Annotated in this window: 11 protein-coding genes; all 11 read right to left on the bottom strand. The window is 45.9% G+C overall.

Annotated elements, in window-relative coordinates; translation table 11 throughout:
• Window positions 1-47: 47 nt before the first annotated feature.
• Window positions 48-362 carry an FtsB family cell division protein gene (locus GPK81_RS17325; protein WP_021976413.1) on the bottom strand — a complete coding sequence of 105 codons (315 nt, stop codon included), beginning with the start codon at window positions 360-362 and terminating at the stop codon, window positions 48-50.
• 114 nt (window positions 363-476) lie between these two features.
• On the bottom strand, window positions 477-758 hold the full coding sequence (gene yabP, locus GPK81_RS17320; RefSeq protein WP_021976414.1) for a sporulation protein YabP: 282 nt from the start codon (window positions 756-758) through the stop codon (window positions 477-479).
• Window positions 759-839: 81 nt separating this feature from the next.
• Entirely contained in the window at window positions 840-1,079 is a 240-nt protein-coding gene (locus GPK81_RS17315; protein WP_118062154.1) for an RNA-binding S4 domain-containing protein, read from the bottom strand.
• Between the two features lie 90 nt (window positions 1,080-1,169).
• Window positions 1,170-1,499 carry an HU family DNA-binding protein gene (locus GPK81_RS17310; RefSeq protein WP_278278404.1) on the bottom strand — a complete coding sequence of 110 codons (330 nt, stop codon included), beginning with the start codon at window positions 1,497-1,499 and terminating at the stop codon, window positions 1,170-1,172.
• Between the two features lie 66 nt (window positions 1,500-1,565).
• Entirely contained in the window at window positions 1,566-3,299 is a 1,734-nt protein-coding gene (locus tag GPK81_RS17305; RefSeq protein WP_021976416.1) for a phospho-sugar mutase, read from the bottom strand.
• Between the two features lie 98 nt (window positions 3,300-3,397).
• Window positions 3,398-4,372, bottom strand: coding sequence for a hypothetical protein (locus tag GPK81_RS17300; protein ID WP_021976417.1), 975 nt, complete (start codon window positions 4,370-4,372; stop codon window positions 3,398-3,400).
• Between the two features lie 59 nt (window positions 4,373-4,431).
• On the bottom strand, window positions 4,432-5,772 hold the full coding sequence (locus tag GPK81_RS17295) for a CCA tRNA nucleotidyltransferase (protein WP_174087939.1): 1,341 nt from the start codon (window positions 5,770-5,772) through the stop codon (window positions 4,432-4,434).
• 250 nt (window positions 5,773-6,022) lie between these two features.
• Window positions 6,023-7,462, bottom strand: coding sequence for a proline--tRNA ligase (gene proS / locus GPK81_RS17290; RefSeq protein WP_021976419.1), 1,440 nt, complete (start codon window positions 7,460-7,462; stop codon window positions 6,023-6,025).
• 865 nt (window positions 7,463-8,327) lie between these two features.
• On the bottom strand, window positions 8,328-9,491 hold the full coding sequence (locus tag GPK81_RS17285) for a phosphoglycerate dehydrogenase (protein WP_215707402.1): 1,164 nt from the start codon (window positions 9,489-9,491) through the stop codon (window positions 8,328-8,330).
• A complete protein-coding gene (serC, locus tag GPK81_RS17280; RefSeq protein ID WP_015527147.1) occupies window positions 9,491-10,573 on the bottom strand; it encodes a 3-phosphoserine/phosphohydroxythreonine transaminase in 1,083 nt (360 codons plus the stop codon). Before serC ends, GPK81_RS17285 begins: the two co-directional genes overlap by 1 nt.
• Window positions 10,566-12,248: a biosynthetic-type acetolactate synthase large subunit gene (gene ilvB, locus GPK81_RS17275; RefSeq protein WP_021976421.1), complete on the bottom strand. Its 1,683-nt coding sequence runs from the start codon at window positions 12,246-12,248 to the stop codon at window positions 10,566-10,568. Before ilvB ends, serC begins: the two co-directional genes overlap by 8 nt.
• Window positions 12,249-12,256: the final 8 nt, after the last annotated feature.

Raw genomic sequence — 12,256 nt, 5'->3', positions numbered from 1 at the left:
GAAACTTATAGAAAACTTTTCGCCAAAATGCTTCTGCATTCGCTGTGCTAGTTTTCTTCCTGGAACACGATCTCGTTATCCTTCACAAGTCCAAGCTTCTCACGTGCTGCTTCTTCCACGTATTCATCGGTTTTCATATATTCTTTTTCGGCTTCGATCTCCTTGGTGCGTTCTTTCTCACTGTCAATGGATTTCTCCAGTGCCACAGCCTTGGAATCGTAGTAATCCAGACGTTGCTGCAAAGTCTTGCTCTGCACCATAAGGCTTCCAAGCAGAACCAGTGCGATCACAGCAATGCCTGCCATGCCAAGGTAATTGTATCCGATTTTCTTTTTTTCTTTTCCCTTTCCTGGCTTCTTCAATCTGTCTGCTCCTTTTTACCTTTTTTGGTTTTCTTTTCCTGTTATGAGCTTATACATCCAGATTTTACAACTTCTGCAAAAAAATATCAACCAGTTTACTGTCTTTTTTTGTCTTTAATGAAACAGTCTTTTTATAAGGGATTCTTCCTGTTTCTCTTTCTTTCTGCCCAGATACGCAAGGCTGTCAATTCTGCCTTCCAGGCTCAGTTCTCCATGTTCCAGATCCAGATGTTTCACATGAAGAGTTTCGCCTTTTATGGATAGTTTTCCATCTTCTGTATGCAGCAGGATCTCTTTTTCGTCGAAAGAGATCACATCTCGGATTCCTGTGATCGTGCCGCCTTTCTGCCGTTCCAACATCAGTTTGTGGATCGCTGCGGATTTTTTTTCCTCCAAAGCCAGATTCTCCTGAAGCGATTTCTCTTTTAATTTATGAAAAAAGCTTGGGAAATAGACCTCTTCCCGGATGCTGTAGTATCAGATATAGCGGAACATACTCTCCACTTCATCTTTTTTTACGGTGTCTTTCACTTCCAGGACTTCCACCTTTACGTTACGGCTTCCAAACTGGATTTCCACGGTATCGCCGGTCTTTACCTGCACGGATGCCTTCGCCGGCTTGTCATTTACCAGAACTCTTCCCGCATCACATGCCTCATTGGCTACTGTACGGCGTTTGATCAGTCTGGATACTTTCAGATATTTGTCAAGACGCATATTTTTCCCTCCTTTAACAAAACTTTCATAGTAAAAAAGCAGGAGAAACCGGTTTCTGGTTCCTCCTGCCGTTATCACTGAATCAACAGATTATTTACCGTTAACAACGTCCTTTAAAGCTTTTCCTGCTTTGAACTTCGGAGACTTGGAAGCCTCGATTGTCATGGTCTCACCAGTCTGAGGATTTCTTCCCTCTCTTGCAGCTCTTGTGCTTACTTCGAAAGTTCCAAATCCAACAAGCTGAATCTTCTCGCCTTTTTTCAGTTCATCAGTTACAACATCGATAAAAGATTTCAGAACAGCTTCTACATCTTTCTTGGAAAGATTGGTGTCTTTCGCCATTGCTGCTACTAACTCTGTTTTATTCATGGTGTTTCCTCCTATAATTGATGTTCTCTTATTTTTTTGGCTTTGCCTTATATATATAAACCTTTTGGCTTATAATGTCAAGGTTTTTCGCATATTACAGGCGGAAGGATGCCCCATTTATTTCATGGAATCAACCATTTCAAGAACTGCCTTGCCCATTGCGTCGGATTTCTCGTCTGCATCTGCAAGAGAGGTTCCTTTTACTCCATAGTAGAATTTCACTTTCGGCTCTGTACCGGACGGTCTTACGCATACCCATGCATCGTCTGTAAGCTCATAGTAAAGAACATTGGAATTCGGAAGGCCTGTCGGTTTCTTCTCTCCTGTAGCAAGATCTGTGATCTCATCCAGCTTGTAGTCACGGACAGCAGTTACTTTATGTCCTGCAAACTCTGCCGGCGGATTCTGACGGAGTGTTGTCATAATCTCCTGGATCTTCTGGAGTCCCTCAATGCCTTTCATGGTAACTGCCTGGATCGCATCTTTATAATATCCAAACTCCTCATACATGTCGATCATTGCATCCCAGAGAGTCTTGCCCTGTGTCTTGTAGTAAGCTGCTGCCTCACAAAGTGCCATAGTTGCAACGATAGCATCTTTATCTCTTGCATAGGTTCCGATCAGGCAGCCGTAGCTCTCCTCAAATCCGAAAAGATATGTACCCTTGCCACTGTTTTCAAATCCAAGGATCTGCTGTCCGATGTATTTAAATCCGGTAAGTACTTCGATGAGGTTTACACCGTATCCCTTGGCGATCGCATCTGCCAGGTTTGTTGTAACAATAGTCTTTACAAGAGCTCCATCCTCCGGAAGGCTTCCGTTTACAGCCTTTCTCTGGCTCAGCTCATAGTTTGCGAGAAGGCATCCGGACATGTTTCCGGTAAGGTCATGATACTCGCCGTTCCTGTCTTTTACACGAACGCCAAGACGGTCTGCATCCGGGTCTGTCGCAAGTACGATGTCTGCATCTACTTCTCTGGCAAGCTTCAGGCCAAGTTCAAATGCCTCTGCTGCCTCCGGGTTCGGATAGCTGACTGTCGGGAAATCTCCATCCGGAAGTTCCTGTTCCGGTACTACGTATACGTTCTCAAATCCAAGCTCTTTAAGGATTCTTCTGGCCGGGATATTACCGGTTCCGTGAAGCGGTGTGTAAACGATCTTGAGGTTCTTGCCCTCTGCCTGGATAGCATCCATATGGATGATCTGTTTCTTAAGCTCTGCCATATAAGCATCATCAACAGCCTGTCCAATCACTTCGAAAAGACCTGCCTTCACTGCTTCTTCCTTGTCCATGGTCTTTACGGTATTCCAGTCGGAGATTGCCTTTACCTCGCCCATGATCCCTGTATCATGAGGTGGTGTGATCTGTGCGCCATCTTCCCAGTAAACCTTGTATCCGTTGTATTCCGGCGGGTTGTGACTGGCCGTTACGTTGATACCTGCCACACATCCCAGATGACGTACTGCAAAAGAAAGCTCCGGTGTCGGACGAAGTGTCTCAAAGATATACGCCTTAATTCCGTTAGCTGCCAGGCAAAGCGCTGCTTCCTGGGCAAACTCCGGTGACATATGACGGGAATCATATGCGATAGCAACGCCCTGGGATTTCTTGTCTACTTTTGCAATATAGTTGGCAAGACCCTGTGTTGCTCTTCTTACTACATAAATATTCATGCGGTTGGTACCTGCGCCAATGATACCACGCAGGCCAGCCGTACCAAATTCAAGATCCATATAAAAACGCTCTTTGATCTCATTCTCGTCGTCTTTGATCGCTTTCAGTTCTTCTTTTGTTGCCTCGTCGAAGTATGGGTTTTCAAGCCACTGATTATAGATTTCTTTATAATCCATGTTCCAAAATACCTCCCTGTTTCTTTATATAAGATAATTAACATTATATAACAATTTTCTGAAAAAGGGAAGTTTTGTTTTTGCCTTATTCAGACGCATTACTGCCGCAGGCATCTTTTCGGAAATTCTTCCCACTGCTTTTTCTGCCGGATCATCGTATGCAGCTTTTCCACATTTTTCCCGGATATGACTGCTTTATTGTGGGTGTAATAATGGTTGGCAAGTTTCCAGTATTTTTCCGGATATACAAATCGTACTTTCAGGTTCTGCCATTCTGACATGGAAATAGGGCGGATGGAATCATATGTGGAAAGCATTTTTTCTGCAATATATGGATCCCAGCAGTATTTTTCCAGAATTTTCCTCATAAATCGATACAGATCTGCCATCTGCACATCAAAGTTCCAGTGGCTGAAATTGGTCACTGCCGCATTTTTTCCAAGGATCAGCACATTATGCTGATTATACTCTCCATGACAGACAGTACCTTTTTCAAGAGATTGCTGCCGCAGTGTCTGATAATCCGTTTCATCCAGCATGGAAACCGCCTTTTCTCCTTTTTCCAGAAACCATTCCACACTTTTAAGATAATCTTTTTCAAAAGGGCTTGACACTCCTTTTTTCCGGATAAAACGTCGGATCTTCCGCATTTCCTGATTGTGCCGGATATATTCTTCTTTAAGATTCCTTGCCGTGTAGTCTTTTTCCAGAGGAAGCTGCATTCTCCCGTGGATCTCCGCCAGCATCCGCACACTTTTCAAAATGTCGGTTTCGGATTTTGTGTCACACTCCCGCCCTTCAAACCATACCTGTGCCGTATAGGGAATGGAATCTTTGTCTTTACTCACCAGAGCACCTTCCCGGTTTTCCAGATAGACATCTACATGGCATCCCTGCTCCTTAAGTTTTTGCAGAAGTTTCTGCTGCATGGAAAGCTTTTTTTCCGATCCGTGAAATTCCCGAAGTATGACAGGACCTCTTTCTGTCCTGCAAAGAAGTGCGCCTCTCACTCTGCCGGAAGATAACGCATTAAGCCCATACTGCTCCAGCACACTCAGACCATAATCATACAAACAAGTTCCCCCCTGCCTTATTTTACGTTCTATCTTATGCAGGGGGGATTTTTGTTATTCTATTCGGTTTTTATGCCATCTTTTTCCGCTATTTCAAGAAGTTTTTCTTTTGTATTAAGGGACGGATCTTTCAGCACACAGTCAAGAAGTCTTTCAAGAAGATCTCCCAGTTCCGGTCCGGCCGGGTGTCCGGCATTTATAAGATCTTTTCCGGAAACTGCCAGCATTTTCAGAGATGTACATTCTCCTCTTTTAAGGATTCCCTGATAAGTTTCCGTCACGCCGCTTAAGCGTGCCAGCTTATCTTCTCTTTTGTAAGTACTCTGAGCTAAAAGGTCTGCCTTCTGCACTTTCAGATACAGTGGAAAAAGATCTTCTCCTATGAGATTCACAGACCGTCTTACATCCTCAGCTGCCGGTGCAGGTCGAAGATCATGATACCGGATCAGACGACAGGTATTTCGGATCGTTGCATTGTCAAATTTCAGGCGGCGCAGGATCTTTCCTGCCAGTTTCTCACCTGCCGGGCCGTGAGTCTTGAAGTGGTCTCTGCCGTTCCCGTCCGTCTTTTTCACGACTGGTTTCGCAATGTCGTGAAGAAGCATTGTGATGCGGAGAAGCCTGTCATTCTCAATCTCTGTAAGACTTTTCAGAATATGCTCGCCCACAGTATAGCAGTGGTGTGGGGTATTCTGCTCTGTCTCCATGCAGGCATCAAATTCCGGAAGAAATTCTCTTGTAAGCCCGGTTTCCCATGCAGTACGGAGATAATCCGGATGATCAGATACCAGAAGCTTCACAAGCTCGGTCTGGATACGCTCTGCACTGACATGTTCCAGATTTCCTGACATTCGTGCCAGTGCCGCCTTTGTATTTTCTTCCACGGTAAATCCAAGCTGTGCGGAAAAACGCACCGCGCGGAGCATACGAAGGGCATCCTCTGTAAAACGTTCCACCGGATTGCCGACGCACCGGATGATTCTCTTCCCGATATCTTCCATTCCGCCAAACAGATCCACCAGTCCATGTTCCGGATGATAGGCCATGGCATTGATGGTAAAGTCTCTTCGCTTCAGATCTTCCTCAAGGCTTCTGGTAAAGGTCACAGCATCCGGATGACGTCCATCATGATACTCTCCGTCCACACGATAGGTGGTCACCTCAAAACCCTCTTTATCCATCATTACCGTTACTGTTCCATGCTGGATTCCCGTATCTACGGTTCTTCGAAAAAGTTCCTTCACCTGCTCCGGAAGTGCTGACGTGGTGATATCCCAGTCTCCCGGCTCCCGGCCCAGGATGGAATCCCGGACGCATCCGCCCACAACGTAGGCCTCATAACCGGCAGCATTTAAAGTCTTCAGGATCTGCGCTGCTTTTTGTGGTATGTTTATCTTCATAAATAACTCCTCTTACTGATTGCTGCTGTCCAGATCAAGCATTCACATTTCACTGTATTATCTGCGCTCAGCAGCCGGATGATATTCTGATATGGTTTCAGTAACGATATTATAGCATAAATTCACAAAAACAGCGGAGCTTATTTCGCCCCGCTGCCTTGTTTCCTGTATAATCTGTTACTGTTCACCTGGTGACCGGTAACTATGATTTTTGCAAAACTGCCTCTGCCCCACACAGGGCTTATGCATTTTAGTATGCACGTCCCCAGTAAACCATCTTCTTGGCAGGTTTTCCACAGCATACACAAACGTCGCTCAGCTGCTCCTGCTCAAATGGCATGCATCTGGAAGTTGCCTGGAAATCTTCTTTGATCTTGTCTTCACATGCACGGTCACCGCACCACATAGCTTTGATGAATCCAGGTTTGTTATTTACGATCTCACCAAATTCCTCATAATTTCTGGCTACATAGGTATGAGCCTCTCTGTGTGCACGTGCGCGCTCCAGCATATCATGCTGAATAGTATCCAGAAGCTCTTTTACCTTATCTGCAAGCTCATCGAAGGATACAGTATATTTCTCACGGGTATCTCTTCTGCAGAGAACTGCCTGTCCATTCTCGATATCCTTCGGACCACACTCAACACGAAGCGGAATACCACGCATCTCCTGCTCAGCAAATTTGAATCCCGGGCTCTTATCTGTAGCATCAACTTTTGCACGGATACCGGCTGCCTTCAGTGCTGCGAGAAGCTCATCAGCTTTCTCCATAACACCCTCTTTACGCTGCTGGATCGGAATGATCACAGTCTGTACCGGAGCGATTCTCGGAGGAAGAACAAGGCCGCTGTTATCACCGTGAACCATGATGATGGCACCGATCATACGGGTTGTCATTCCCCAGGATGTCTGATGAACATATTTCAGTGTATTATCTTTATCTGTGTACTGGATTCCGAATGCTTTCGCAAATCCGTCTCCGAAATTATGGCTTGTACCGGACTGAAGTGCTTTACCGTCATGCATCAGGGACTCGATGGTGTAAGTAGCCTCAGCACCTGCAAATTTCTCTTTGTCTGTCTTCTGACCTTTTACAACCGGAATTGCCAGAACCTCTTCGCAGAAATCTGCATAAACATTCAGCATCTGAATGGTACGTGCCTCAGCCTCTTCAGCTGTTGCGTGAGCTGTATGGCCCTCCTGCCACAGGAACTCTCTGGAACGAAGGAATGGACGGGTTGTTTTCTCCCAGCGGACAACAGAGCACCACTGATTGTATACTTTCGGAAGGTCTCTGTGGGACTGGATCTCTTTCTGGTAGAAATCACAGAACAGAGTCTCGGAAGTCGGACGCACGCAAAGTCTCTCCTGAAGCGGATCAAGACCGCCATGAGTCACCCATGCAACCTCCGGGGCAAAACCTTCTACATGATCTTTCTCTTTATCAAGAAGAGACTCCGGGATAAAGATCGGCATATAAACATTCTCTACACCGGTCTCTTTAAATCTGCGGTCAAGCTCATGCTGGATATTCTCCCAGATCGCATAACCTGCAGGTTTGATCGCCATACAGCCCTTAACACTTGTATAGCCACAAAGCTCAGCCTTCTTAACAACGTCTGTATACCACTGAGCAAAATCCTCATCCATAGACGTAATGGCCTGTACTAATTTCTTTTCTTTTGCCATGATAAATCTCCTTTTTCTTGTGATCTGTTACATATTGCCAGCCGCCAGGCAGCCACGGCAATCCGGAATCCCTCCGGCTCACTCTTCTGTCCCATAAATCGTACACTGCATTTACAGTCCCGTTTTACGAACAAAAAAATAAGCCCTCCGAATCCCTCACAAGGGACCGAATGACTTCGGCGGTACCACCCCAGTTAACAGCGCACCCGCTGCTCTCTCAACACCCGTTAACGCCGGAAACACACGCCACGCTTCAATCACGCAGAGCTCCGAGGCCGGTTCCACAGTTCACGCACAGGACCCTTCCACCAAAACAGGCCCCTCTCTGAGATAATTCCCTGTGTACTATTCTCATCATCGCCGTATCTTCGATACATTTTAGGCGAAAACCCCTGCAATGTCAACCCCAAAACTCACATTTTCAACCCAGAAAACCAGGAAAGAATCCATTCCCAGGAATTAATTTCCAGGGAACAGAGCCCATAATCCGTCCTCAAAAATCATTTTCTTGACACAAGAACAAAATCATTTTCCAGGGAACAAGGCCCATAATCCATCCAAAAGAATCATTCCCTCAGAACAAAATCCATTTCCAGGGAACAGGGCCAACGGCCCGCCTTCCCGTCCCTCCATCCACACATCGGCTCAACCTGACACAGCCAATACAGAAGCATACAGGCACAAGTTAACAACCTCACACATTTCTCAACCGAAGCACTACTCAAAAAAGCCCAAGGGGTGTGCAGAGGGGGCGCGGCTTTGCGGCCCCTTTGCGGTTTTCACTTTTACAAAAAAATACTGCGCCCCGTTCGCCAGGAACGAAACACAGCATTTTTTCAAAGAGTTTTTCTAAGATCTTGTTACTCTATTTAACAACACGCACCCTATACATTCCCTCAATCTCCTTGAGCTCGTCAAGTGCCTTGGCAGAAGCCGCACTCTCAAGATCGATAAGAGTATAAGCAAACACCCCTTTACTCTTATTGGTCATATCCGCAATATTCAGCCCCTCAGATCCAAGGATCTTGGTTACCTGACTGATCATATTCGGTGTATTACTGTGTGCAAGAGAAATTCTCCCCACAGCCACACAGGTACCCATATCACAGTTTGGATAATTAACAGAGTTCTTGATATTACCATTCTCAAGGTAATCACGGATCTCTTTTACAGCCATCTCCGCACAGTTCTCCTCAGATTCCTCTGTAGAAGCACCAAGATGTGGGGTTACCAGAATGCCCTCGCGTCCTGCAACTGTCTCGTTGGCAAAGTCTGTTACATATTTTTTAACCTTACCACTCTCAACAGCCTCGATCAGTGCCTCCTCATCAACAAGAAGATCTCTTGCAAAATTCAGAAGAACCACGCCATCTTTCATTTTCTCGAAAGCTTCTTTGTTGATCATCTTCTTTGTGCTGTCAAGAAGGGGCACATGAATGGTGATGTAATCGCACTGGCTGTAGATCTCATCCAGGCTCTTGCTGTGCTTGATGGTTCTGGAAAGATTCCATGCCGCATCAATGGAAAGATACGGATCATAACCATAAACTTCCATTCCAAGTCCGCATGCTGCGTTTGCCACCATGGCACCGATGGCACCAAGTCCGATGATACCAAGCTTTTTGCCGCTGATCTCGCATCCTGCGAACTGTTTTTTCTGCTTCTCGGCAAGCTTGCCGATGTGCTCTTTATCTTTCTCCTGTGCAACCCACTCGATACCGCCAACGATATCTCTGGATGCAAGAAGCATACCTGCAAGTACAAGCTCTTTTACGCCGTTTGCATTTGCTCCAGGTGTGTTAAATACAACAACACCCTTCTCTGCATATTCTTTAACAGGAATATTGTTGACACCTGCTCCTGCACGTGCAACTGCACAAACACTTTTGGGAAGCTCCATGTCATGCATTTTCGCACTTCTCACAAGGATCGCGTCACACTGATCTACAGTCTCTGATTTTTTGTAATTATCGCCGAAAAGTTTAAGTCCTTTTTCTGCGATGGGGTTCAGGCAATGATACTGGAACATTATGCATTCTCCTCCTCAAATTTCTTCATGAATGCAACCAGAGCCTCTACACCAGCCTTCGGCATGGCATTGTAGATACTTGCACGCATTCCGCCAACAGTACGGTGTCCTTTCAGGTTTACAAGTCCTGCCTCTGTTGCCTCTTTCACAAACTTGGCATCCATTTCCTTGTCACCTGTTACAAACGGAACATTCATAAGAGATCTGTCTTCTGGAACTACAGTTCCCTTGAACAGCTTGCTGGAATCCAGATAATCATAGAGGATCTTTGCCTTTTCCTCATTGCGCTGCTTCATCACTTCCAGACCGCCCATCTTCTTCAGCCATTTGAATACTTTTCCGCATACATAGATGCAGTAAGCGTTCGGTGTGTTGTAAAGAGAACCTGCGTCTGCATGTGTCTTATAGGTAAGCATGGTTGGTGTTCCCGGAAGAACATCCTCTGTGATCAGATCCTCACGGATGATTACGATAACCATACCTGCAGGTCCGATGTTCTTCTGAACACCGCCATAGATAATACCATATTTGCTTACATCTACAGGCTCAGACAGGAAGCAGGAGGATACATCTGCTACCAGAGTCTTGCCTTTTGTGTTTGGAAGTTTTTTGAATTTTGTGCCGTAAATGGTGTTGTTCTCACAGATGTATACATAGTCTGCATCCGGGCTGATCGGCAGATCACTGCAGTCCGGGATATAGCTGAAAGTTTTGTCCTCAGAAGATGCGATCTTATTTGCTTTTCCGTATTTCTGAGCTTCCTGATAAGCTTTCTTTGCCCACTGACCTGTTACGATATAATCTGCGACCTTATTTTTCATAAGGTTCATCGGGATCATGGCAAACTGCTGGGATGCTCCTCCCTGAAGGAAAAGTACCTTGTAGTTATCTGGGATGTTCATAAGCTCGCGGAGATCTTTCTCTGCAGTATCAATGATCTCCTGAAAAGCTGCACTTCTGTGGCTCATTTCCATAACAGACATTCCTGTGCCGTTATAATCCATCATCTCATCCGCTACTTCTTTGAGTACTTCCTCTGGAAGCACTGCCGGTCCGGCAGAAAAATTATACACTCTACTCATGTTTCTTCATATCCTCCTCGTCAAATACATCATCAAGGTTCGCACCAGCCGGTACCATCGGGAACACACTCAGATCCTGATCGATCCAGCAATCCAGAACGACAGGTCCCTCTGCTGCCAGCGCCATCTTAAGTGCAGGCTCCACATCTTCCATCTTTGTCACACGAATGGCTTTTGCACCCAGCGCCTCTGATAATTTCACAAAATCAACGGCGTCATCCAGTACTGTGGAAGAGTATCTCTTTCCATAGAAGAGAGTCTGCCACTGACGCACCATTCCCAGTACATGATTGTTCATAACAATCTGGATCAGCTGTCTGCCACAGCGTGCAGCTGTTGCCAACTCATTCATATTCATACGGAAGCATCCGTCACCTGCTATATTAACAACTGTTTTTTCCGGTCTGCCCATCTTTGCGCCAATTGCAGCGCCAAGGCCATAGCCCATCGTTCCAAGGCCGCCGGAAGTAAGAAGAGTTCTCGGCTCTTTGTATTTATAATACTGTGCCGCCCACATCTGATGCTGTCCAACATCTGTGGAGATGATGGCATCACCATTGGTCAGTTCATAAAGTTTCTCTATAATATACGGACCTGTCAGCTGTGTATGATCATAATTCAGCGGATATTTTGCTTTCAGTTCCTGGATATGTGCGATCCACTCCGGATGTTCTTTTTCCGGAACTTCCTCCAGAAGACGTTTCAGCACTTCTTTCACATCTCCGATCACGCTTGCATCCACTTTGATATTTTTGTTGATCTCCGCAGCATCTACATCGATCTGAAGGATTTTTGCATTATGTGCAAAAGTCTTGGTATTTCCTGTTACACGGTCACTGAAACGTGCTCCAAGAACAATGAGAAGATCACATTCCGTAACACCAAGATCGGAAGTCTTGGTTCCGTGCATACCTACCATACCGGTATAAAGCGGATCCTCACCTGGGAAAGTACCTTTACCCATCAGTGTATCGCAGACCGGAGCCTGGATCCTGTGAGCCAGTTCGCGGACTTCCTGGTCAGCACCGGAGATCACACAGCCGCCGCCTACAAAAATAAAAGGTTTCTTTGCCTCTCTGATCATTTCCAGCGCCTGGTCCATATCTTCTTTGCGGATGTTTTTGATCTCACGGTTAACGGTAGCCGGATGGCATGGCTCGTATTCATATTTCATTCCTGTGATATCCTTCGGAACATCCACAAGAACCGGGCCAGGTCTTCCGCTTTTTGCAATATAAAATGCTCTTCTTAACGTATCTGCAAGATCTTCGATATTCTTTACAATAAAGCTGTATTTTGTCACAGGCATTACGATACCTGCGATATCAACCTCCTGGAAAGAATCTCTTCCCAGGAGTGGTCTTCCTACGTTTGCAGTAATGGCTACCATCGGTACGGAATCCATGTATGCAGTCGCGATTCCTGTTACCAGGTTGGTGGCTCCAGGACCGGATGTTGCCAGGCAGACGCCCACTTTTCCGGTAGCTCTCGCATAACCGTCAGCAGCATGGGATGCACCCTGCTCGTGGGAGGTCAGTACATGTGTGATCTCATCTTTGTATTCATATAAGGCATCGTAAACATTCAGGATCGCGCCGCCCGGATATCCAAATACGGTATCAACGCCCTGTTCCTTCAGACATTCTACGATGATCTCTGCACCTGTAAGCTGCATGTCTTTCG

The organism is Blautia sp. MCC283 (genome assembly GCF_018785565.1).
GTDB lineage: Bacteria > Bacillota > Clostridia > Lachnospirales > Lachnospiraceae > Blautia_A.
This window is presented reverse-complemented; position numbering and strand designations above follow the sequence as displayed.

Bases quoted from the DNA above. Each gene is read 5' to 3' on its own strand.
- GPK81_RS17295 (WP_174087939.1), bottom strand. From the start codon at position 5,772: ATGAAGATAAACATACCACAAAAAGCAGCGCAGATCCTGAAGACTTTA.
- proS (WP_021976419.1), bottom strand. From the start codon at position 7,462: ATGGCAAAAGAAAAGAAATTAGTACAGGCCATTACGTCTATGGATGAG.
- ilvB (WP_021976421.1), bottom strand. From the start codon at position 12,248: ATGCAGCTTACAGGTGCAGAGATCATCGTAGAATGTCTGAAGGAACAG.
- GPK81_RS17285 (WP_215707402.1), bottom strand. From the start codon at position 9,491: ATGTTCCAGTATCATTGCCTGAACCCCATCGCAGAAAAAGGACTTAAA.
- serC (WP_015527147.1), bottom strand. From the start codon at position 10,573: ATGAGTAGAGTGTATAATTTTTCTGCCGGACCGGCAGTGCTTCCAGAG.
- GPK81_RS17305 (WP_021976416.1), bottom strand. From the start codon at position 3,299: ATGGATTATAAAGAAATCTATAATCAGTGGCTTGAAAACCCATACTTC.
- GPK81_RS17315 (WP_118062154.1), bottom strand. From the start codon at position 1,079: ATGCGTCTTGACAAATATCTGAAAGTATCCAGACTGATCAAACGCCGT.